Here is a 22,598-nt window from a genome sequence, read left to right on the forward strand (position 1 = left end):
GCGGAGACTGAAAAAGCATGATGCTTGACTATAACTCCCTTTTGCTGGCGCTCGGCGTCTCCACCGCATGCCTTGCCGTGACCTTGATGGGCAGCTGGCTGGTGCGTCGGGCCGAAACCGTGCTGCTCACCGCCAGCATCGGCCTGGTCCTCGTCATTGCCGGCATTTTCATCTACGGCGCCTATGTGAACAGGCCGGAGACATGGCTGGGTGTGGCCAATTTCGTGCTGTTTCATGCCGGTTTCGCCACCATATGGGGTGCCGGCAGACAGTTTCTCACCGGCCGGCTCGCTTTGCTCGGCATCTCTGCCCGTGCGCTGACGGCGATGGCTTTCTCCGTCGTGCCGATGCTGGCAGGTTATGACGGCCTGGCCTTCATATCAGACAATCTTGCCATTGCTTTGCTGCTCTTTGCCACCGCCCGGCAATATTGGCTCGCCCGCGCCGAAGCGCCCGCGCCGATCCTCGGCATCACCGCGCTCTATACGCTGACGGGGATCTCCTTCGTGCTCTGCGCCGCCGTGCTGATCGCCGATGGCAAGCTGGTGCTCGGAAGCGCGCCCAGCAACTGGGCCGAGGATCTGAGCCTTGCCGTCTGCATCGCCGGCATGACCGGGATCGGTGCGCTGTCGCTGGCGCTGCATCAGTGGCGGCTTGCCGCGCGCCACCGTCTCGAGGCGATCACCGATCCGCTGACCGGGCTGCTCAACCGCCGCGCCCTGTTCGATCAATACGGTACGCGTCCGATGGGCTCGACCACGGCCGTCATCGTCTTCGATATCGACCACTTCAAATCCGTCAACGACCGCTTCGGCCATGCGAGCGGCGATCGCGTGCTCAAGGTCTTCGCCGGCGAACTCGCCGCCCATTGCCGCCCCGGCGACATCGCCGCACGGTTGGGTGGTGAGGAGTTCGCGCTGGTGTTGAAGGAGATCATGCCCGGCCGGGCGGAACTGGCGGCCGAGCGCATCCGCAGGGCCTTCGAGGTGCGCGAGATTTACATCGACGACGAGGTGCTGAAATGCACGGTCAGCGTCGGCGTTGCGCCCGGCCGCTCGAAGCCGCTGGATTTCGACGCCATGCTGAACGCCGCCGACAAGGCGCTCTACGCCGCCAAACGGGGCGGCCGCAACCGGGTGGAACTAGCCGGCCACCTGCAGGCGGTTCCCGTCGAGGTATCGCGCACCGCGTCTTGATTCCGGGCGGATCCTCTGATGACGTCTTCCGGTGGCATACGGTCGTTAGCCAGCGGAATGCGGATCCATACTATAGAGATGGACTGGATAATCGGGACCGATGGCATCGCGGACGCGGCCACACCAGGCGGCGAAGGCGGGATAAACTGCGAGCGAAAAGCCGCAATCCTCGGCCCGGTGGCTATAGGCATAAACCGCAATGTCGGCGATCGACAACTCCTCGCCGACAACAAACGGGCTGTCGGTGAGGTCCCGTTCGAGTGCAGCGAGCGCCCGGTTTGCCGCGTCGCGCTTGCCCGCAATCATGCTCTGGTTACGCTCCAGCCGCCCCGTCAACGTCCAGAAGCGCAGCGAACCGATGACCGGCTCGACATGATATTGCTCGAAGAACAGCCACTGCATGACCTTGGCGCGCCGGTACCTGTCTGACGGCAGGAAGCGCGTCCCCTCGGCGAGAAAAGTGAGGATTGCGTTCGATTCGGCGATCGCACGCCCATTGTCGAGTTCGAGAACAGGGACGGCGCCCACCGGGTTGAGTTTCAGGAAAGCCTCGGTGCGGCACTCGCCCTCGAAGATCGATACTTCGCGACTGATATAAGGCATGTCGAGCAGGCCGAGCAAAACCCGGACCTTCCAGCCATTTTGCGACGGCAGATAATCGTGAAGCGTAAACATGGCGGTCCTTTCGCGACGATTGGCTCACGTTCGCACGCCGCCTCGAAACCAACCACCCGATTCCTGAAGGGGCATGTCGGTTAGCCAGGAAGCAATCATTCAGACGATCATCAGCGCCCTGATGAAGGCGACCGAAGCAAGCAGCGAGGCCACGGTCCGCACATGGTTCCACCACGTCCAGTCCCTGAGATAGGCGGCCCAGAGCTCGACTGCCTGCGGCCCACTGCCGCTCACCTTCTCCAGCGCATCGTTCATCGGCACATTGAAGATGATGGTCGAGAGGAAGGAGGCGAGGAGATAGAGGGCGGCGCCTGCCAGCATCAGCGTCGATGCGCCGCCGCGCCAGTCGATCAGGGCGAGCACTGATATGACGATGCAGAGGATCGCCGTCGGCACGAAGAGGGCCATGAAGGGCGAGCGGACGATTGTCACATTGATGGCGTTCATCGCCGCAATGCCTTGCTCCGTCGGGATCCTGGAGAAAGCGGTCATGATGAAGGTCGAAAAGGCGAAGAAGATGCCGGCGACGAGGCCGCTGCCGATTGCCGCCGCCACGAGGGAAAGGATGAGGACGATCTGCATAGTCAGGCACTCCATATTCCGGATGCCGCGGCCCGGCGGGCATAGTGGCTGAAATCGGTGGCGGGGCGCCCGAGAATATCAGGGACGCCGCCCATGGTGCTGGAATTGCGCCCATCGAGCACCTGGCCGAAGAGCTCCTCCAGAAGGTCGATCAGGCCCTGTGGCAGGCCGGCTGCCGCAAGCCCGCCGGTGAAGTCTGCCATCGACACCTGCTGGTATTCGATCGGCCGTCCGGCTGCCGCGGCGATTTCGGCGACCGCCTGACCGAATGTCAGCGCCCGGGGACCGGTCAGTTCGTAAATCTTGTTTCGATGGCGCGGATCGGTCAAGGCGGCTACGGCGGCATCGGCGATGTCGTCCGCATCGATGAAGGGTTCGCGGATCTCGCCCGCCGGCAATTGCAGCCGGCCGCCGAGGATCTGCTCGACAAAGGCACCCTCGCTGAAATTCTGGCAGAACCAGGAGGCGCGCAGGATGGTGGTGCCGATGCCGGAAGCGGTGAGCGCGGTTTCGCTCCGTTGCGCGCCCTCTTCGCCGCGGCCGGAGAGCAGCACGATATGCTCAAGACCGCATTCCCTGGCCACCTCGGCGAGGGTTGCGATCGCTTCTGCCGCCCAGGCGACGGCAAGATCCGGCTGGAAGGCAACATAGGCGCTCGATGCGCTCTGAAGCGCGCCGCGCCAGCTTGACCTGTCCTCCCAGTCGAAGGGACGTGCGCTGGAGCGCGATGCCGCGCGAACGGTGAGGCCGCGCGCTTCCAGGCGCTTGATGATGCGGCCACCGGTCTTTCCCGGCCCACCGACGACGACGATTTCGGAATTCTGCATGTCGAAGCTCCTTCCAAAGTTAAGAAACAAGAGAAACTCTCTCATTTGCAAAATGAGATAAACTCTCTTATTTTGTTTGTCAACCATGAGGAGCAGACGATGTCGCAACAGCCGGTCGCAACGCGCAGGCGCCAGCAGCAGCATTCGGGCCAGCCGCGCCGGATCCCCAGCCAGCAGCGCGGCCGCGAACGCTTCGAAAAGATCCTTGCCGTTGCCGCCGAGCTGATCGAAAGCCATGGCAGCGACGGCTTGAAGATGAGCGAGATCGTCGAAAAGGCCGGCCTCTCCTTCGGCGCCCTCTATCAATATTTCCCCGACAAGAGTTCGATCATCCGGACATTGGCCGAACGCTTCAACGAAGAGGGCAGGCGCTGCGTCGAGGCGGAGCTGGCGAAAGTGACCGACGCCGTGGCGCTGACAGCCGCGCTCGCCACGATCGTCGACGAATATTATGCCTTCTTCCGCCGCGAGCCGGTGATGCGCGACATCTGGCACGCAACCCATACCGATAAGCTGCTGCAGCAGATCGATGCCGAGGACATGGAATTTCACGCCCAGGCCTTTCTCGCCGTGCTCCTCCGCCTGTGGCCGGATCGCGACCGAAAGGAGCTTCTGGCGATCGCCCGGCTGACGATGCAGCTCCTTGCTGCCGCCGTGCGTTATGCCGTTTCGCTGGATGCGGAAGAGGGTGACGAGGCGATTGCCCTGTTCAAGAAGATGCAGGGACCCGATATCGGCCGTCTGTTGCGCTAATACGATCGTCCAGCGTCTGGAAACTCAGGCCTCTTGCTGCTATTCCCGCAGGGAACCGAGCCGAAGGAGAGCCGCATGATCCAGACCACGTTTCCCGACCGCGCCGTGATGGCCGAACTGGTGGCCAAGATGCTGTGGGAGATCAAGGCGGTGCATTTCAATGCAGCCCAGCCCTACAAACTGGCCTCCGGCATGGCGAGCCCGGTCTATATCGATTGCCGTAAGCTGCTTTCCTTCCCGCGCATCCGCTCGACGGTGATGGATTTCGCCGCCAGTACCCTGCTGCGCGATGCCGGCTTCGAGCAGTTCGATTGCATCGCCGGCGGCGAGACCGCCGGCATTCCCTTCGCCGCCCTGCTTGCCGATCGCCTCGGCCTGCCGATGATCTATGTCCGCAAGCAGCCGAAGGGCCATGGCCGCAATGCCCAGATCGAAGGCAACATGCCGGAAGGATCGCGGGTGCTGGTCATCGAGGACCTGACGACGGCCGGCGGCAGCATGTTCAAATTCATCGATGCCGTCCGTGCCGCCGGCGGCGTCGTCGACCACGGCATCGCCCTGTTCTTCTATGACATCTTCGGCCAACAGCGTTTTGCCGACGGCAAGGTCCGGCTGCATCACATCGCCACCTGGCGTCATGTCCTGGCCGTCGCCAAGGCGCAGAAGCTGTTCGACGACAAGACGCTTGAAGAGGTCGAAGCCTTCCTCGATGCGCCGCTGGCCTGGTCGGGACGGAATGGTGGCGTAAGTGAGCTTTCGCTCTAGCCAGTTGACAAAAGCTCACTTAATCGGTTGATGAACGTATAAGTCTGTTGGGAGGAATTCGATGATTTTGTGCTGCGGCGAAGCCTTGATCGACATGCTGCCGAGGGACACGACCCTTGGTGAAAAGGGCTTTGCCCCCTATGCCGGCGGCGCCATCTTCAATACCGCCATCGCGCTCGGCCGCCTCGGCATCCCCACCGCCTTTTTCACCGGCATTGCCGACGACATGATGGGCGAGATCCTGCTTGCGACGCTGAAGGCAGCCAATGTCGATTACAGCCCCTGCGCCATCACTCCGCGCCCCTCGACCATCGCCTTCGTCAAGCTGGTGAACGGCCAGGCGACCTACGCCTTCTACGACGAGGGCACGGCCGGCCGGATGATCACCGAGGCCGACCTGCCGATCCTTGGCGATGATTGCGAAGCGCTGCATTTCGGCGCAATCAGCCTGATCCCCAGCCCCTGCGGCGAAACCTATGAAGCGCTGCTCGACCGCGAAGCCGCAAGCCGCGTCATCTCGCTCGACCCGAACATCCGTCCCGGTTTCATCAAGGACAAGCCGGCGCATATGGCCCGCATCAAGCGCATGGCCGCCAAATCCGACATCGTCAAATTCTCCGACGAGGATCTCGACTGGTTCGGTCTGACCGGCGACCACGATACGCTCGCCGCCCACTGGCTGAACCACGGCGCCAAACTGGTCGTCATCACCAAGGGCGCCGAAGGCGCCTCCGGTTATACCAAAGAGCGCAAGGTGACGGTGCCCAGCCAGCGCGTCACCGTGGTCGATACGGTCGGCGCGGGCGATACCTTCGATGCCGGCGTGCTGGCCTCGCTGAAGATGGATAATCTGCTGACCAAGGCTCAGGTCGCCTCGCTCGACGAGCAGGCGCTCCGCAACGCCCTGACCCTCGGCGCCAAAGCCGCCGCCGTCACCGTCTCCCGCGCCGGCGCCAACCCGCCTTGGGCGCGTGAGATCGGGCTTTAAGGTCTAAGCCGGGGCCGGCCCAAATCCGGCTGTCAGCACCAACGGGGTCGGGACGGTTCGACCACGCCTGCACGTCTTCACGATCTGCCCTGTGCCTAGGGCAGGTCTTTTGCGCGGGCGCGCGCCTGGCTTTCCTTCTTGATCGGCCGACCGACCGGGCAGACCTCCTGCACGAAGCCGTTGAGCGTATTGACGAGATTGTTCTCGATCAGCGAATAGTGGACGAACTGACCCTGTTTTTCTCGTCTGATCAGCCCCGCCGTTTCGAGGATGGAAAGATGCTGCGAAACCGCCGGCTTGGACATGCTGAAGCGGTCAGCGATCTCGCCGGCGGTGAGGCCGGATGCTGAGAGATAGGCGAGGATCTTGCGCCGTGGCGCACTGGAAAGCGCGTGGAATATCCGCTGGGCGGCGTTGACGGAGCTGTCTTCCGCCGTGTCATCGAAAACTTCGTTTTCCAAATCCAGTCTCCAGCGCCATCGCATCGACCCAACAATTAAGCAATTAATGTATTGCTTAATTGTCTGCACTGATGCAAAGTAATTAGGTAATTGCTTAATTAATGAATTGGCGGGCGATGTTCAAGTGGAGAATGCGCCCGATGGGAAGGAGTTTGCCATGGGCAGTATTTCCACCGGACGCATGATCGACAACAACAGCGATCCGGTAAAGGGCAGGGTGGTCTGGGTGCCGGCAAAGTCGCTCTGGATCACCGCCATGACCTTGATTGCTATCATCGGCGGGCCGCTGACTTTCACCTGGAGCGCCTTTACCGTCTTCATTCTCTTGACCGCCACCACCATCTGCCTCGGTCATTCCGTCGGCATGCATCGGCTATTGATCCACCGCTCTTTCAGCAGCCCCATCTGGATCGAGCATTTTCTCGTCTATCTCGGGACACTGGTCGGCATGGCCGGTCCCTTTGGCATGATCTACGCGCACGACATTCGCGACTGGGCGCAACGGCAGCGAGACTGCCATGATCTCTATGCCCATCGGCGGCCTTTTTTCATCGATGCCTTCTGGCAGATGCATTGCGCGGTGGCGCTCAACCATCCGCCATCGTTCGTCCTCGAGGAGTGCGAGCGGCGCGACCGCTTCTATCGCTTCCTGGAGGCAACGTGGATGGCGCAGCAACTCCCTTTGGCACTCCTGCTTTTTATGCTTGGCGGACTGCCGTGGTTGGTCTGGGGGATTGCCGCACGGATCTCGATGTCGCTGACCGGACACTGGCTGGTCGGCCATTTCGCGCATCGCGATGGCCATCAAGGCTGGCGTGTCGATGATGTCGCAGTGCAGGGCTATAACCTGCCGCGGTTCGGGCTGGTGACCTTTGGCGAGAGCTTCCACGGCAACCATCACGCCTTCCCGCAATCGGCGCGGCTCGGCATCGAACCGGGGCAGCTCGACCTCGGATGGTATTTCATCCGCCTGCTGGCAGGGCTCGGTCTGGCGTCGGCGATCAAGCTCCCGCACATGATCGTGCCACGGCGAGGCCTTAGGCGCGTCGACGTATCCGAGATCGCCGGTGGCAGTCATTCGCCATCTCACGCGGCGGGGTCAGGCGGAATCTCGCTCATGAGTGCGATATCCTCTCCAACAAGCCGTAAATCGCACGATGAAGCCTTGGCAAGCTTTCGAATCGTGCTTTAGGTTGCGGCCCGAAAAGCAAACGGGTCGAGCAAAAGATGCGCCTTACAGACTGCTATAATTTTCACGATTTCCGGCGCATGGCCAAACGTCGTCTTCCCGGACCGATCTTCGACTATATCGATGGCGCTGCCGATGACGAGGTGACCTATCGGCGCAATACCGCGGCCTTCGAGAATTGCGATCTGGTGCCCGACGTTCTGAGGGGTGTGGCCGAGGTCGACATGTCGGTGACGGTCATGGGCCAGAAGCTCGCCATGCCGGTCTATTGCTCGCCGACGGCGCTGCAGCGGCTTTTCCACCACCAGGGGGAGCGGGCGGTGGCGGCAGCGGCGGCAAAACATGGTACGATGTTCGGCGTCTCTTCGCTCGGCACGATCAGCCTGGAGGAAGCCCGGCAGATCAGCGACGGGCCGCAGATCTATCAGTTCTATTTCCACAAGGACCGCGGCCTCAACCACGAGATGATGGCGCGGGCGAAAAATGCCGGCGTGCAGGCAATGATGCTGACGGTCGACAGCATCACCGGCGGCAACCGCGAGCGCGACAAGCGCACCGGATTTGCCATTCCCTTCAAGCTCAATCTCGCCGGCATGGCCCAGTTCGCCATCAAGCCTTCCTGGGCGATCGACTGGCTGACGCATGAGCGCTTCCGGCTGCCGCAGCTCGAAAACCACGTCAAGATGGACGGCGGGTCGCTGTCGATCAGCCGATACTTCACCGAAATGCTCGACCCCTCGATGTCCTGGGACGACGTGGCGGCGATGGTGCGCGCCTGGGGCGGGCAGTTCTGCCTGAAGGGCATCATGTCGGTCGAAGACGCCAAGCGTGCGGTCGAGATTGGCTGTACCGGCATCGTGCTGTCAAACCATGGCGGACGCCAGCTCGACGGCTCGCGCAGCGCTTTCGACCAGCTGGCCGAGATCGTCGACGCCGTCGGCGATCGCATCGACGTCATGATGGATGGCGGCGTGCAGCGGGGAACGCATGTTCTCAAGGCCTTGTCGCTCGGGGCAAAGGCCGTCGGCCTCGGCCGCTACTATCTCTTCCCGCTTGCCGCCGCCGGACAACCCGGCGTCGATCGGGCGCTGCAGACGATGCGCACCGAGATCGAGCGCGACATGAAGCTGATGGGCTGCACCACGGTCAGCCAGCTGAGCCGGCGGAACCTGCGCTTCCGCTCCTGAGGGCGGATGAGGGGCGGGCTCCGCCCCTGATCCGGCTGCCGCCACCAACCGGGGTCGAGCCGGGGGTCTCGACCGGTCCTTCGGACCCCCGTAAACGGGGCGAAGGGGTCAGGCCGCCAACTCTCAATCCGCTTTAAACGGTGCTTGGGACAATCCAGAACGCCTACTTCGCAAGCTTTGCCAGCGCCGCAACCAGGCCCTGGGTCGAAGAGTCGTGCGATGCGGCACTCTCTTTGCCCTCGACAACCGGCAGCAGGCCCGTTGCCAGTTCTTTGCCGAGTTCGACGCCCCACTGGTCGAAGGAGTTGATGCGGAAGAGCACGCCTTCGACGAAGACCCGGTGTTCGTAAAGCGCGATCAGGCGGCCGAGCGCGTAAGGCGTGAGCTTGTCGTAGACGAAGGTGATCGACGGGCGGTTACCCTGGAAGACGCGGTGCGGGGCAATGAAATCGGCCTTTTTGTCGTCCGTGCCCTTGTCGGTCAGCTGCTTCTTGGCTTCCGCGAAGGTGCGGCCCTTCATCAGCGCTTCCGACTGGGCGAGAACGTTGGAGATCAGCAGCTGGTGCTGATGGCGCAGTTCCGGCTCGAAGGCGTTGGCGGCGATCATGAACTCGGCCGGGATGATGCTCGTGCCTTGGTGGATCAGCTGGTAGAAGGCGTGCTGGCCGTTGGTGCCGGGCTCGCCCCAGACGACCGGGCCGGAATTGCCCTCGACCGGCGTGCCGTCGATGGTGACGCCCTTGCCGTTCGACTCCATGTCGAGCTGCTGCAGATAGGCGGGGAAACGCGACAGCCGCTGGTCGTAGGGCAGGATGGCACGGGTCGAATATCCAAGCACGTTGCGATGGTAGAAGCCGATCAGGCCGAGCAGCATCGGCAGGTTCTCGGTAATTGGCGCCTTACGGAAGTGATTGTCGATGGCATGGGCGCCATCGAGAAACTTGCCGAAATTATCAGGGCCGACGGCGATCATCAGCGGCAGGCCGATCGCCGACCAGATCGAATAGCGGCCGCCGACCCAGTCCCAGAAGCCGAAGACGCGGGCGCTGTCGATGCCGAAGGCGGAAACCTTGTCGAGCGCCGTCGAGACGGCGGCGAAGTGGTGCTGCACAGCCGCTTCGCCAAGCGCCTTGGCGATGAAATTGCGCGCCGTCTGCGCATTGGTCATCGTCTCCACGGTGGTGAAGGTCTTCGAGGCGACGATGAACAGCGTCGTCTCAGGCTGCACCAGCTTGAGGATATCGGCGATATGGGCGCCGTCGATGTTGGAGACGAAATGCGCCCGCGGGCCGTCATGGAAGGGGGCAAGCGCCAGCGTCGCCATCACCGGGCCGAGATCCGAGCCGCCGATGCCGATATTAATGACATCGGTGATCGTCTTGCCGGTGGCGCCCTTCAGCGTGCCCGAGCGGATGTCGTCGGCAAACTTGCCCATGGCAGAAAGCACGGAATTGACGTCGGGCATGACGTCCTTGCCGTCGACCAGAACCGGCGTGTTGGAACGGTTGCGCAGCGCGGTGTGCAGAACGGCGCGATCCTCGGTGAAATTGATCGCCTTGCCGGAGAACATCTCCTCGCGCTTCTTTTCGACGCCGCCCTCTTCGGCAAGCTTGACCAGCAGCTTGAGGATGTCGTCGTTCACCGCCGTCTTGGAAAAATCCATCAACAGGTCGTCAAGCGAAACCGAAAAGCGCGAAAAGCGCTCGGAATCGGAGGCGAAGGCGGCACGGATATCGGTTGCCTTGGTGGCATCAGCGGTGCTTTTCAGCTGTTCGACGATGGCGTTCATGGGAGGCTCCTCTGGAGGCGGAAAGGTTGCGGAAACTATTCGCTTTATCGGGCGCAAATCAAGTTCAGCCACCGCTCCAGATACAAAAAAGCCATCCGCGGCGAACGGATGGCCGTCAATTTCATGAGGTTGTTAAATTAGCCGCGCAGGTCCTTGCGCAGGATCTTACCAACAGGCGACTTCGGCAGCTCGGTGCGGAATTCGATGAAGCGCGGGCGTTTGTAGTTGGTGAGATTGGCGATGCAATGGGCTTTCACCTCGGCTTCCGTCAGCTTCGGGTCCTTCCGAACGACGAAGAGTTTGACCGCCTCGCCCGAATGCCCGTCCGGCACGCCGATCGCCGCCGCCTCGAGGATGCCGGCGTGCATGGCGGCGACTTCCTCGATCTCGTTCGGATAGACGTTGAAGCCGGAGACCAGGATCATATCCTTCTTGCGGTCGACGATCTTGGTAAAACCGCGGTCGTTCATGAAACCCATGTCGCCCGAGCGGAAATAGCCGTCCTCCGTCATCACCCGCGCCGTTTCCTCGGGCTTTTGCCAATAGCCGGCCATCACCTGCGGCCCGCGGATGCAGATCTCGCCGACGTCGCCGAGCGGCAGCGAATGGCCGTCCTCGTCGCGGATATCGAGGTCGGTGGAGGGCATCGGCAGGCCGATCGTGCCGGTGAACTCGGCCGAATCGAAACGGTTGGCGGTGGCAACCGGCGAGGTCTCGGAAAGGCCGTAGCCCTCCGTTACCGCCGTGCCGGTTATCTTAAGCCAGCGTTCGGCGACCGGGCGCTGCACGGCCATGCCGCCGCCAAGCGACATGATCAGCGGCGAGAAGTCGAGCTTGGCGAAATCGGCATTGTTCATCAGCGCGTTGAACAGCGTGTTGAGGCCGGGGAAGATATGCACGTCGGACTTGCCGAATTCCTTGACGAGGCCGGGAATGTCGCGCGGATTGGCGATCAGGATGTTGCGGGCGCCGAGCGACATGCCCATCAGCGAATTCACCGTCAGCGCGAAGATGTGGTAGAGCGGCAAAGCGCAGAGGAAATTCAGCACCTCGGGCTGCTTCTTGCGCTCGAAGGCCGAGCGGAGCCAAAGCGACAGCTGCAGCTTGTTGGCAAGCAGGTTTGCATGCGTCAGCACCGCGCCCTTGGCAACGCCGGTCGTGCCGCCGGTATATTGCAAAAAGGCGATATCGCTGCCCGCAAGCGTGACCGGCTCAAGGCTTTTCCTCGCGCCTTCCCGCAGCACCTGGCCGAAGCTCTTGTGCTCAGGGATCGACCAGGAGGGCACGAGCTTCTTCACCTTGCGCACGGTGAAATTGACGATCAGCCCCTTGATCCCCAGCATGTCACCGAGCGAGGTGACAACGACATGGCGGAGGTCGGTCTTGTTCAAGACCTGCTCGACCGTGCGGGCAAAATTCTCCAGCACGAAGATCGCCTTGGCGCCGGAATCGCGCAACTGGTGTTCGAGCTCGCGCGGCGTATAGAGCGGGTTGACGTTGACGACGACGAGGCCGGCCCGCAGGATGGCATAGGTCGCGACCGGGTTCTGTAAGACGTTCGGCATCATCACGGCGACGCGGTCGCCCTTCTCAAGGCCGGTGCTCTGCAGCCAGGCGGCGACCTTGCGCGTCTGGCTCTCCAACGCGCGATAACTCATTGCCTTGCCCATGCTGGCAAAAGCGGTCCGGTCGGCGTAGCGGGCACAGGATTTTTCCAGCAGTTCCGCCAGCGAGGCATATTCCAGCGGCGGGAGTTCGGCCGGAACCATATCGGGATAGGCGGCAAGCCAGGGTTTCTCAGGCCTGGCGCCGTTCGGATGGACGGAAATGCTGTTCATCGTGTCTCTCTCCCCTGCTGCCGCCGCGCCGACGATCGGTCGGCAGATCGACCGGAAAGATCCTCCATCTTCCAGTCCGGCAGCTTATGCCATTGCTCGAATGGTTCAAGCCGAATTGAAGCTATACTAACCTTGACGTAAACGTCAATAATGGCCCGTTCGAGCAGCGGAACTTTGAGTCTAGCGCCACGTTGTCTAGGTACCCCCGTGAGGAACCAAAGGAGATGCACAATGCTCAATCAGGAAACTGACGCCAACCGCGGTGATCCGAACGCGAAGAGCACGCATTCGCTAATCGCCAGCGACCGCGTCGAGGGCACCCGTGTCTACGGCGCCGATGGCAGGCATATCGGCTCGATCGAACGTCTGATCATCGGCAAGCTCGACGGCCGCGTCGCCTATGCCGTGCTGAGCTTCGGCGGCTTCCTCGGCATCGGTCACGATCACTATCCGCTACCCTGGGAAAAGCTCAACTACGACACCAAGCTGGATGGCTATCGCATCGACCTGACCAAGGAACAGATCGAAGGCGCACCGAGCTATTCGGACGATGACGACAGCTGGTACAACGACAATGGCCGCCGGGTCTATGACTACTACGGCGTGCCGCCCTACTGGATGTAATCTCGTTCGATAGGCCGAATTGGAAGGGCTCCGCGGATGCGGGGCCTTTTTGGCGTGCTGTTGTCGGTGGACGTTGACGAGGGACGGAGAGGCTGCGGCATATCCCCTTCGCCCCGCAAGCGTGGGTCCGAAGGACGGGTCGAGACCCGTGGCTCGACCCCGGTCGGTGCCGGCAGGCGGATGAGGGGCTGCGTTTTACTCCCCCGCAACAAGATCATTGGCCGACCGCAACACTATCCCGATCGTAATGTCTTCAGCGACGATCACCTTCGCCGTCTTCACCGCAAACACATGGCTCTCGCCCGGCAGCAGCGTTACCAGCATCGAATCGACGACGGCATCCGGGTCCAGCCGATCCGCCATCAGGCAGAGATCCTTCAGGAAACTCTCAGCCGTTACCGCAACCGCAAAGCCGCCATCGATCGCGCTGACACCGACGCTCAGCCGCGGCGCCGGCAGGGCAAGCGCGATATCCTCGACGAAATAGTGAAAAGCCCGCTTGTCGAGCATCTCGACGACGATGACCTCGTCCTTCGGTAAGTCTGGCCTGACGATATCTTCGGGCAGAGTAAATTCCTTAGCCTCGAAGCGGTCGCAGAGCAGCCGCCAGAATTCGAATTCGGCAAGCACCGTGCCGTCGAGCCTCAGGCGTTTGCCACTGATCTTCGCCCGCCAGAACAATGTGCGTTCATTGACCGAGACTGCCGCCAGTCCGTCGCCGCGCGGCTGGATGGTCAGCAGGCGTGGATCATAGGCGGCCTTCAGCGCATACCAGAGCGGCTTGCGGCGGCCGGCCGAATCCAGTGCGGCCCATGAGGTCACCGGCCAGCAGTCGTTGAACTGCCAGACCACCGCGCCCTTGCAGATATCCCGGTGAGAACGCATGTGCTCGACGCCGAAGCGGATGGCACGGGCCTGGTTGAGCTGGGTGGCGAAGTGCCAGTCGTCCATGGTCTTCGGCTCCGGCAGATGGCCGGCGAGGCCGCGGATCAGCTTGTCATTGCCTTGGGTGGCCTTCTGATGGTGAAAAACGCCGTTCGATTGGGGCGTCAGCGGTGCGTCATGCACGCTCTCTTCGATCGTCGCCCAGGCAGCCGGCGCCTGCCAGCCGAATTCGGAGCAGAAGCGCGGGATGTAATTGCGGTAGACTTCGTAGCCGACATCGTTCCAGACGTCCCAGATATGTTTGCAGCCATGGCCGTCGGCATTGGGTTCGATCTCCATCGAGCCGGAATAGGGGCTGCCGGGATAATAGGGTCGGTCGGGATCGAGTTCAGCGCAAAGCCTAGGCAGCAGGTCGAGATAGTAGCCGAGCCCCCAGCTTTCGCCCGCCTTGATGATCGGCCGCCAGCCCCATTCGTCGAAGCCCCAGATGTTCTCGTTATTGCCGTTCCAGAGAATCAGTGAGGCATGCGGCATCAACCGCACGACATTGTCGCGCACTTCAGCCTCGACCTCGCTTCTCAGCGGCTCCTCCTCCGGATAGGCGGCGCAGGCAAAGAGGAAATCCTGCCAGACCAGCATGCCCATGCGATCACAGGCTTCGTAGAATTCATCGCGCTCGAAAATGCCCCCGCCCCAGACGCGCAGCATATGGATATTGGCGGCCTTCGCCTCGTCGATTCCAGCAGCATACCGCTCGGCCGTCACCCGGGAGGGAAAACAATCGTCGGGAATCCAGTTCGCGCCCGCGATGAACAGCGGCACGTCGTTGATGACGAAGGTGAAGGCCGAGCCGTGCGCGTCGGCCGAGGTGTCGAGCCGCAAAGAGCGGAAACCAAGTTCACGTTGATGGCTGTCGAGCAGGTCGCTGCTGGCATCGTCGACGAGCTCGAGCGTCAGGGGATAGAGCGGCTGCGCGCCGAGATGATGCGGCCACCAGAGTTTTGGCGAGGGAAGGACAAGCTCGAAGACGACCTCGTCTTCCCCAGGGTCGATCGTAACCGTCTTAGTCATGCCGCCGATTGCGGCGACAAGCTTGCAGCCCGCCTTATCGCCATGCCGCGCGATCCTGGCATGGATCTTGACCAGTCCGTCGCCGCCGGCAAGCGTGGCCGACACCCGTGCCTCGGCAAGCCGCGCCCGATCCCAGCTTTCCAGCCGCACGGGTTTCCAGAGGCCCGCCGTCACCAGCGTCGGCCCCCAGTCCCAGCCGAAATTGCAGGCCATCTTGCGCATCAGATTGCCCGGTCCCGGATAATTGTTGGGACGGTAGCCGTAATGTTTCTCCATCTCCGCGCCATAGGCATAGGCGGAACGAAAGGTAACGCTGAGGTCGTTCTGGCCAACCTTCAGCAATCTCGAAACATCGAAACGAAAGGTGCGGTTCATATTGAATGTGCGGCCGATCTCTTCGCCGTTGAGCGCGATCGTCGCGATCGTATCGAGCCCGTCGAAGACCAGCTCCTGCACCCTGCCATCGTCGGGCGTTGCCTCGAAGCGGCAGCGATAGCTCCAGTCGGCTTTGCCGACCCAGTCATTGGTGATCTCGTTGACGTCGATATAGGGATCGGCGATCAGCCGGCTGGCGAGAAGGTCGAGATGCACACAGCCCGGCACCGTTGCGGCGATGGCATCAGGCAGGCCGGGTCTTGCTGTATCGTTGCAGGAGAGCGTCCAGCCGGAATTCAGCGTGGTCTTCTCGATCATGGATGGCTCCTGATTATGCCGCTCGAAACTGTCGGATGAGGTGTTTTGGGAAGGGTGCCGCCGCGATCGGGGCCGGCGTCAGATCTGTCAGAGAAACCGGCCGTGGCGCTGCAGCACCTCGATCTTATAGCCGTCCGGATCGCTGATGAAGAAGAACAGGCCGAAGAGCTTGCCGTCACGGTTGAGCTCTACCAGTTCGCCCGGCTTCAGCCTCAGTTTCGACAGCCGTTCGCGCTCGACCGCCACCTCTTCGACGGAGATGGCGAGATGGCCATAGCCATTGCCCAGATCGTAGGGCGCGGTCCGGCCCTTGTTGACCGTCAATTCCAGCTCGAAGCCGGTCTCGGCATTGCTCAGATAGATCAACGTGAAGGTGTCGAAATCGACGCGGTCGGCGACCGAAAGGCCGAATGCCTTGCCGTAGAACTCGACCGAGCGCGCCTCGTCGAGAATACGGATCATCGAGTGGATCATCTTCGCCAAGTCTGCCTCCCACTGCACTACAGCGCCGCGCGTCTCTTTAGACGAGCAAAGGACGCTGTAGCACTTTGAATTACTGCATAATTCCTTAAATCGGAATCGATTTAAGGAATTATGCAGTAGTCACGGCAGTCTTGGTACTCGTCCTCTTACGCCGTGCGCAAGCCGATTCTTCGCGTGATCGCCCCTTCGACCATGCCCATGGCGTCATAGATCAGCACCGCCATCAGGCCGACGATCAGCCCGCCCTGCAGGATGAAGGCGGTATTGTCGGAAATCAGCCCGGCGATGATCACCTCGCCGAGGCCCTTTGCCGCAACCGTCGAGCCGATCGTCGCCGTGCCGATATTGATCACGGTCGCGACCTTCAGCCCTTCGAGGATCAGCGGCAGGGCGAGGGGCAGCTCGACGCGGAGCAGCCGCTGGGTGCCGTTCATGCCCATGCCGTCGGCGGCATCGAGAACCTGCGGCGACACCTGCTTCAGGCCGGCGACGGTATTTTCGAAAATCGGCAGCAGGCCGTAGAGAAACAGTGCGATCAGCGTCGGCATGGCGCCGAAGCCGGTGGCGGGAACCGCGAGTGCCAGCACCGCAACCGGCGGAAAGGTCTGCCCGGCATTGGCGATGGCGCGCGACAACGGCAGAAAGTCGGCGCCGCTTTCGCGGGTGACGAAGATGCCGCCGACAACGGCGAGCACCGCGCTGCAGGCGATCGATCCGATGACCAGTTGCAGATGGCCGGCGGCCAGCGAGGCGAGGCTGTTCTGCGTATAGACGGCGGGCGCATTGTTGTTGGTCAGCGGCACGAGTAGGAAGGAAAGCCATTCCGTCCTGAACAGCAGGATGAGCAGCAATACCAGCGCCGCCAGGCGGAAGAGATTGGCGACGATGAGTTTCATGCCTTGCGGCCCAGTTCGAGAAGCCGCGTCATCGAGATCGATCCCACCGGCGCTTTCTCGCCGTCCTGCACCGTCGCCTCGTCGACGCCCTGCCAGATCATTTCGGCCAGCGCGTCGCGCAGGCTGAGCGACTGCGGCAAGGCATAGGCGAGGCCGCTCTTGGCCGGTTCCATGCTCTCCTTCAGCGGCAGCAGCGACATCAGCTTCAGCGCCCGGTCGGAGGTGCCGGTCAATTGCTGAACGAAGGGATCGGCGGGTTCGGTGAGGATCTTTTCCGGCGTCGAGCATTGCAGCAATCTGCCCTCGCTCATCACCGCGATCTGATTGCCGAGATGGAAGGCCTCGTCCATGTCGTGGGTGACGAGAATAACCGTGGTGCCGAACTGCTTCTGGATCGCCAGGAGATCGTCCTGCGCCTTGCCGCGGATGACCGGATCGAGCGCCCCGAACGGTTCGTCCATCAGCAGCAGTTCCGGCTCAGCCGCCAGCGCCCGGGCGACGCCGACGCGCTGCTGCTGCCCGCCGGAGAGCTGGTGCGGATATTTGTCGGCGAAACTCGCCGGATCGAGGTTGAAAAGCCCGAGCAGTTCCTCGACGCGGGCCGCGATCCGGGTCGAATCCCAATCGAGAAGCTGCGGCACCGTGGCGATATTCTGCGCCACGGTGCGGTGTGGAAACAGGCCGTGTCCCTGGATGGCATAGCCGATCCTGCGGCGAAGCTCGGTCACCTCGACGTCAATGACATTCTGCCCGCCGACGAAAATCTCGCCTGCGGTGATCGGCACCAGCCGGTTGATCATCCGCATCAGTGTCGATTTGCCGGAGCCCGAGGTGCCGACGATGACGGTGATCTCACCCTTCTCGACGCGCATCGAGACATTGTCGACGACGGTGGCCGCGCCATAGCGTTTGGTGACGTTCCTGATCTCGATCATGCTCATGCGGCGGATCCCCGGATGCTGTCGATGACCGCATCGAGGATGACGGCCGATGAGAAGGCGAAGAACACGGTCGGCACGGCGCCGAGCAGGACGAGGTCCATGGCCGTCTGGCCGAGCCCCTGGAAGATGAAGATGCCGAAGCCGCCGCCGCCGATCAGCGCCGCGATCGTCACCATGCCGATTGCCTGCACCAGCACGATGCGGATGCCGGTGAGGATGACGGGAAAGGCAAGCGGCATGTCGATGCCGGTGAGGATCTGCCGTCGCGTCAGCCCCATGCCGGCCGCAGCATCCCGCACCGAGGGATCGACGCCCTCGAGGCCGACGACGGTGTTGGCGACGATCGGCAGCAGCGAATAGAGCACCAGCGCGATCAACGCCGGCGCCGTGCCGATGCCGCGAATGCCGATCGCGGCGGCCAGCGGCACATGGGTGGCGAGATAGCCGAGCGGCAGCATCAGCAGGCCGAACAGTGCGAGGCTCGGGATCGTCTGGATGAGGCTGAGCCCCTGCAGCACGATAGCCCGCAGCTTCGGCACCCAGAAGCACAGGATGCCGAGCGGCAGGCCGAGAATGATGGCGATGGCCAGCGAGCCGAAGGCCAGTAGCAGATGCGAGATCGCTTCCGTCTCGAATTGCGGCGCCCGCGTCGAGAATTCCTTCATGATCGACAGGCTGTCGAGCAGGCCGGAGGAAAGCGAGATGAAAAGCAGCGCCGCATAGGCCGCAAGGGCTGCGACCCGCATCCACGGCGCCAGCCGGATCTTCACCAGCGCATCGGAGATGACGAGCCCGATCACCGCAAACAGCGCCCAGAAACCGCCACCGGGCGTCATCCGCGCCACCGTGCTGCCGGGCGGCGTCGCTGCCGCCGAGGTGAGGCCGATCGCAACGATCAGCGCCGCAAGGCAGAGTGTGGCGATGGCAAGCCGGGCAAGGGCGTTGCGCAGCAACAGCGTGGCGACAGCGGTGAGAACGAGCAGGATGGTGAGGATGACGACGGAGGGCTGGGGAAGAAGCTGCGTCAGCAGCATCGGCTTGCCGGCGGCGATGCGGTTCGCCTTGACGTAGATGAAGGGCATCAGTGCCGTCGCCGCGATGCCACCGGCCACCAGAACCACGCCGAGCCGGTCCAGCCTGCGGACCGCTGAGGTTTCTTCCATCAAATCAACCCTGTCTGAGCAATCCCGTCCGGCCAAACCTAGCAGCAAAGAGAGGCTCCGCCCGCAATCGGGCGGAGCGAGTGATGATTACTTCAGGAAGCCTTTTTCCTTGAGATAGGCTTCAGCGACGGACTTTGCCGGCTCGCCGTCGACCTGGATCTTGGCATTGAGCTTGCGCAACTCGTCGGCGGTCAGGCTCTTGAAGATCGGCGAGAGCACTTCCTCGATCTTCGGGTTGGCTTTCAGAACCTCCTCGCGGATGATCGGGGTGGGCGCATAGACCTGCTGCACGTTCTTGTCGTCTTCGAGAACGGTGAGTTCGGCCGCTTCGATCGCGCCATCCGTGCCGTAGACCATGGCGGTGTTGACGCCGTTCGTCTGGTCGGCGGCCGCCTTGATCGTCGCCGCCGTGTCGCCGCCGGACAGAACAACCATCTGGTCAGGCTTCAGCTGGAAGCCGTAGGTCGTCTGGAAGGCGGGAAGCGCGCCGGCCGAATTGACGAATTCGGCTGAGGCGGCAAGCTTGGCGGCACCGCCGCCGGCCACCCATTTGCCGAAGTCCGTAAGGCTCTTCAGCTTGTTCGGTTGGGCAACATCGCTGCGCACGGCGAGCGCCCAGGTGTTGTTGGCCGGCGACGGCGTCAACCAGACGATCTTGTTGGCGTCGTAATCGAGCTTCTTTGCCAGCTCATAACCCTGGTCGATATTTTTCCAGGCGGCGTCATCGGCCTTGTTGAAGAAGAAGCCGGCATTGCCGGTATATTCAGGATAGATGTCGATTTCGCCTGCGGTGATCGCCTTGCGCACGACGGGTGTGGCGCCAAGCGCGATGCGGTCCTGTGTCTTGATGCCGTTGGCTTCGAGCGCGAGCGCAATGACGTTGCCGAGCAGCGTGCCTTCGGTGTCGATCTTCGACGAGACGACGACATCTGCAGCATGAGCCGCACCCGCCGCGAAGGCGGAGAGCGTGACGGCGAGTGCGAGTTTCTTCAGCATGGAATATCCCCTTGGTTGACACCATTAGCACTTTGAATTGCTGCATTATGCAGATGCACAAGCCCCGGGCGGGGGGTCTGCGCACAGGAAGTCCGCCGGCCAACGCGACGAGATCGCATCATGCCGGAATTGCGTGCGTGATGGAAATAGCGTGCACGCCTGAAAAATCGATGCAAGCCCCCTTTAGTATTTGCGGCCGCGCCACGATTATGGCGGCGAATGTCCCGCCGCGCGCGGAAACGCATTCCCTTTTCCAGGGTCGGCGCGATTTGTTTTTGTCCCCTTGCGTGTTTCCGCGATGTTCCGGTGCTCTGTTGCGGATTTCCGCCGCCCGGATTTTTCTATGCGGAAACGATAGCCCGCCTCTGCGAAAGCAGGGATATCTTTTTTCATGAACACATCATATCGTCCGGTTTTTCCAGCGCTTTCCGGAGGTGGCTCGTTTGCATCTTGGTGCCCTGTTCACCGCTCACCATGTCTTGACCTCCGGTTCGGTGCGCGAGACGGGGCGGCGCTTCCAGCTGTCGCCCTCGACCGTGTCTGCGGCCATCCATCATCTCGAAACCGAGCTGGCGATGAAGCTGACGGAACGCGCCTCCGGCGAGCTGGTAATGCTCATCGCCAGCGGCAGGGTGCTGGAAGGCCTGGCGCCGCTCACCGCTGCGATCGGCGAGCTTGGCCAATTCACCGGCCATGACGCTACGACCACCGACGCCATTGAGGTCACCGATGCCTGGGCATCACGTGTTCCCATCAAGGTCGTCACCATCGAGCGTTTTCTGGAAGTGGCCGACCAGGGCAGCATCAATCGCGCCGCCCGCCGCCTTCGCCTGGGGCAGCCGCAGCTTTCGCTTCAGCTTGCCAATCTTGAGAAATTTTTAGGTCACCGCCTGTTCGAGCGGCAGGCGCAGGGTTCGGTGCTGACGGAGGAGGGCAGGCGCGCCTATCAGATCTTCACGACGATCAGCCAGGCCTGGAACGATCTGAAATCATCGGCCGACGAGCGGTATCGGCGCGCCGCCCGGTCGCTGCGCATCGGCTCGATCATTCCCACCGGATCGGAAAGCTGGGTGGCGCGCTGCCTGGGCTCGCTGGTCTCCGAATGGAATGCGCGCCGCAACAACAATGCGATCTCGCTGGTCTCGATGACCGCCGACGATCTGCGCGAGGCGCTGAAGAGCGGCCGCATCGATGTGGCGATCCTGGATTCGGTCTTCGGCCTTGAAAGCTTCCGCCATCGGGAATTGCTGCAGACCGACATGGTGGTGATCGCGCCGCCGCAAAGCACCGAAACCACCGTCGCCGATCTCGTCGCCGCCCATGCGATCTGCATGCCGAGCCCGCGCACCGGTCTCGGCCACGCAGCCATGGCCTTCAGCGACGAGCGCGCGCCGAACCGGCGCTTGCGCAGCCGGGATATCACCGCCGCGGATTCGCTGCCTGTGATCGTCGACCTCGTCGCCAATCACGGCTACGTCTCCTTCCTCGGCCGGATCAGCGCCATGCCGATCGCCGACAAGGTGCGCATCGTCGATCTCGACGAGCATCTGCCGATGTCCTATCACGTCGCCTTCAACCATCGCAAAGCCGCCGCCGATGCCTGCGCCGTCATCATCGAGGCGGCGGCGCGAATTACGTCTGAAACTGTCGCGCAGGCCATGGTGCGCGACAAAGCCAGGGAGAGCGTAGCGTGACCGTCCTGCTGGAAGTGTGTGTGGATAGCGCTGACGGCCTCGCCGCCGCCATCGAGGGTGGCGCCGGCCGCATCGAGCTTTGTTCGGCGCTGGAGCTCGGCGGCCTGACGCCGCTGCCGAGCCTGATGCAGATCGCCGCCAGGGCGCCCATTCCTGTCTATGCGATGATCCGCCCGCATGCCGGTCCGTTCATCTTCGACAGGAGAGATGAGGAAGCGATGATGCTCGATATCGATGCCGTGCGCGCCGCAGGTCTTGCCGGCGTCGTCATCGGCGCCAATCGGCCGGACGGCACGCTCGACATGCCGCTGATCCACCGCCTAAAGGCGCATGCCTCAGGCCTCGGTTCGACGCTGCATCGGGCTTTCGATCTGGTGCCGGACGCCGACTATGCGCTGGAACAGGCCGTCGAGCTCGGCTGCGAACGCATCCTGACCTCCGGCTGCGCGCTGAAGGCGGCCGACGGAATCGAAACCCTGAAACGCCTTTCGACCACGGCATCCGGCCGCATATCCATCATGCCCGGCAGTGGCATCCGCCCCGCCAATGTCGGCCAGATAGTGCAGGCAACCGGCGCCCGCGAGGTCCACGGTTCCTGCAGCTCGCCGGTCGCAAGCGCCGACCCCCGTGCGGTCGCCTTCGGTTTCGAGGCGAAGAGTGCGAACCGGACAGATAGTGCGGTGGTCAGAGAGATGTGCAGGGCGATTACGGCAGAGGCTTAGCGCAATCGATGCCGACGGAAGTCCGCTTCGCGCTTTGCTGGATACTCTGACGCGAGGACGGTGCCCGCGGCCATGGATCCTCGGGTCAAGCCCGAGGAAGACGGAGAGTGGGGGAGCCTATGCGGCAAGTATCGCAAATGCGTGGTGAGTTTGTTGGAATTGCCCCCATTTGTGCTGCGT

Annotated in this window: 22 protein-coding genes; 9 read left to right on the plus strand and 13 right to left on the minus strand. The window is 62.5% G+C overall.

Annotation, left to right across the window (positions count from 1 at the left end; all coding sequences use genetic code 11):
• The first annotated feature begins 17 nt into the window (after window positions 1–17).
• Window positions 18–1,196, plus strand: coding sequence for a diguanylate cyclase (locus HJB89_RS28205; RefSeq protein WP_221117773.1), 1,179 nt, complete (start codon window positions 18–20; stop codon window positions 1,194–1,196).
• Window positions 1,197–1,241: 45 nt separating this feature from the next.
• Here HJB89_RS28205 and HJB89_RS28210 read toward each other — a convergent pair whose 3' ends face one another.
• The 3 genes from HJB89_RS28210 to HJB89_RS28220 form a co-directional block, all read right to left on the minus strand.
• Window positions 1,242–1,871 (minus strand): glutathione S-transferase family protein, encoded by a 630-nt coding sequence (locus tag HJB89_RS28210; RefSeq protein WP_207582742.1) that lies wholly within the window; start codon window positions 1,869–1,871, stop codon window positions 1,242–1,244.
• 99 nt (window positions 1,872–1,970) lie between these two features.
• Window positions 1,971–2,453: a DUF1772 domain-containing protein gene (locus HJB89_RS28215; RefSeq protein WP_221142297.1), complete on the minus strand. Its 483-nt coding sequence runs from the start codon at window positions 2,451–2,453 to the stop codon at window positions 1,971–1,973.
• A 2-nt stretch (window positions 2,454–2,455) separates the two neighbouring features.
• Window positions 2,456–3,280: an NmrA family NAD(P)-binding protein gene (locus HJB89_RS28220; protein WP_221150831.1), complete on the minus strand. Its 825-nt coding sequence runs from the start codon at window positions 3,278–3,280 to the stop codon at window positions 2,456–2,458.
• A 99-nt stretch (window positions 3,281–3,379) separates the two neighbouring features.
• Here HJB89_RS28220 and HJB89_RS28225 point away from each other — a divergent pair, with 99 nt between their 5' ends.
• The 3 genes from HJB89_RS28225 (at window position 3,380) to HJB89_RS28235 (ending at window position 5,786) form a co-directional block, all read left to right on the plus strand.
• Window positions 3,380–4,033 (plus strand): TetR/AcrR family transcriptional regulator, encoded by a 654-nt coding sequence (locus HJB89_RS28225; protein ID WP_221133226.1) that lies wholly within the window; start codon window positions 3,380–3,382, stop codon window positions 4,031–4,033.
• 75 nt (window positions 4,034–4,108) lie between these two features.
• Window positions 4,109–4,798, plus strand: coding sequence for an orotate phosphoribosyltransferase (locus HJB89_RS28230; RefSeq protein ID WP_221133227.1), 690 nt, complete (start codon window positions 4,109–4,111; stop codon window positions 4,796–4,798).
• Between the two features lie 61 nt (window positions 4,799–4,859).
• Window positions 4,860–5,786 (plus strand): carbohydrate kinase, encoded by a 927-nt coding sequence (locus tag HJB89_RS28235; RefSeq protein ID WP_221133228.1) that lies wholly within the window; start codon window positions 4,860–4,862, stop codon window positions 5,784–5,786.
• Between the two features lie 95 nt (window positions 5,787–5,881).
• On the opposite strand, the gene HJB89_RS28240 is transcribed toward HJB89_RS28235, so the two are convergent.
• A complete protein-coding gene (locus tag HJB89_RS28240) occupies window positions 5,882–6,247 on the minus strand; it encodes a metalloregulator ArsR/SmtB family transcription factor (RefSeq protein ID WP_221133229.1) in 366 nt (121 codons plus the stop codon).
• A gap of 157 nt (window positions 6,248–6,404) precedes the next feature.
• On the opposite strand from HJB89_RS28240, the gene HJB89_RS28245 reads away from it, so the two are divergent.
• Window positions 6,405–7,439 (plus strand): acyl-CoA desaturase, encoded by a 1,035-nt coding sequence (locus HJB89_RS28245; protein ID WP_259672142.1) that lies wholly within the window; start codon window positions 6,405–6,407, stop codon window positions 7,437–7,439.
• A gap of 35 nt (window positions 7,440–7,474) precedes the next feature.
• Window positions 7,475–8,623, plus strand: coding sequence for an alpha-hydroxy acid oxidase (locus HJB89_RS28250; RefSeq protein ID WP_221133230.1), 1,149 nt, complete (start codon window positions 7,475–7,477; stop codon window positions 8,621–8,623).
• A 163-nt stretch (window positions 8,624–8,786) separates the two neighbouring features.
• Here HJB89_RS28250 and pgi read toward each other — a convergent pair whose 3' ends face one another.
• Together pgi and HJB89_RS28260 are read right to left on the minus strand one after the other, a co-directional pair.
• Window positions 8,787–10,412, minus strand: a complete 1,626-nt coding sequence (gene pgi, locus HJB89_RS28255; protein ID WP_221133231.1) for a glucose-6-phosphate isomerase — start codon at window positions 10,410–10,412, stop codon at window positions 8,787–8,789.
• Between the two features lie 137 nt (window positions 10,413–10,549).
• Window positions 10,550–12,250 (minus strand): long-chain fatty acid--CoA ligase, encoded by a 1,701-nt coding sequence (locus tag HJB89_RS28260; RefSeq protein ID WP_207582749.1) that lies wholly within the window; start codon window positions 12,248–12,250, stop codon window positions 10,550–10,552.
• A gap of 231 nt (window positions 12,251–12,481) precedes the next feature.
• Here HJB89_RS28260 and HJB89_RS28265 point away from each other — a divergent pair, with 231 nt between their 5' ends.
• Window positions 12,482–12,874: a PRC-barrel domain-containing protein gene (locus HJB89_RS28265; RefSeq protein ID WP_207582750.1), complete on the plus strand. Its 393-nt coding sequence runs from the start codon at window positions 12,482–12,484 to the stop codon at window positions 12,872–12,874.
• Between the two features lie 195 nt (window positions 12,875–13,069).
• Here the strand turns inward: HJB89_RS28265 and HJB89_RS28270 are convergent, their stop codons facing one another.
• From HJB89_RS28270 to HJB89_RS28300, 7 genes are all read right to left on the minus strand, one after another.
• Window positions 13,070–15,523: a glycoside hydrolase family 2 protein gene (locus tag HJB89_RS28270; RefSeq protein ID WP_221150832.1), complete on the minus strand. Its 2,454-nt coding sequence runs from the start codon at window positions 15,521–15,523 to the stop codon at window positions 13,070–13,072.
• 87 nt (window positions 15,524–15,610) lie between these two features.
• Complete coding sequence (locus HJB89_RS28275; protein WP_207582752.1) at window positions 15,611–16,006, minus strand: VOC family protein; 396 nt, start codon at window positions 16,004–16,006, stop codon at window positions 15,611–15,613.
• A 146-nt stretch (window positions 16,007–16,152) separates the two neighbouring features.
• A complete protein-coding gene (locus HJB89_RS28280) occupies window positions 16,153–16,902 on the minus strand; it encodes an ABC transporter permease (RefSeq protein WP_207582753.1) in 750 nt (249 codons plus the stop codon).
• Window positions 16,899–17,843: an ABC transporter ATP-binding protein gene (locus HJB89_RS28285; RefSeq protein WP_207582754.1), complete on the minus strand. Its 945-nt coding sequence runs from the start codon at window positions 17,841–17,843 to the stop codon at window positions 16,899–16,901. Before HJB89_RS28285 ends, HJB89_RS28280 begins: the two co-directional genes overlap by 4 nt.
• The gene (locus HJB89_RS28290; RefSeq protein ID WP_221150833.1) at window positions 17,840–19,006 is read right to left on the minus strand and encodes an ABC transporter permease; all 1,167 of its coding nucleotides are present in this window, start codon (window positions 19,004–19,006) and stop codon (window positions 17,840–17,842) included. The genes HJB89_RS28285 and HJB89_RS28290 overlap by 4 nt, the downstream gene beginning before the upstream one ends.
• Before the next feature lie 87 nt (window positions 19,007–19,093).
• Window positions 19,094–20,002 carry an ABC transporter substrate-binding protein gene (locus HJB89_RS28295; protein WP_007633609.1) on the minus strand — a complete coding sequence of 303 codons (909 nt, stop codon included), beginning with the start codon at window positions 20,000–20,002 and terminating at the stop codon, window positions 19,094–19,096.
• Window positions 20,003–20,209: 207 nt separating this feature from the next.
• The gene (locus HJB89_RS28300; protein ID WP_246762712.1) at window positions 20,210–20,395 is read right to left on the minus strand and encodes an acetyltransferase; all 186 of its coding nucleotides are present in this window, start codon (window positions 20,393–20,395) and stop codon (window positions 20,210–20,212) included.
• A 50-nt stretch (window positions 20,396–20,445) separates the two neighbouring features.
• On the opposite strand from HJB89_RS28300, the gene HJB89_RS28305 reads away from it, so the two are divergent.
• Complete coding sequence (locus HJB89_RS28305; RefSeq protein WP_221133236.1) at window positions 20,446–21,696, plus strand: LysR family transcriptional regulator; 1,251 nt, start codon at window positions 20,446–20,448, stop codon at window positions 21,694–21,696.
• Complete coding sequence (locus HJB89_RS28310) at window positions 21,693–22,418, plus strand: copper homeostasis protein CutC (RefSeq protein WP_221133237.1); 726 nt, start codon at window positions 21,693–21,695, stop codon at window positions 22,416–22,418. The genes HJB89_RS28305 and HJB89_RS28310 overlap by 4 nt, the downstream gene beginning before the upstream one ends.
• The last annotated feature ends 180 nt before the right edge of the window (window positions 22,419–22,598 follow it).

This window comes from Rhizobium sp. NZLR8 (assembly GCF_019685025.1).
Classification (GTDB): Bacteria; Pseudomonadota; Alphaproteobacteria; order Rhizobiales; family Rhizobiaceae; genus Rhizobium.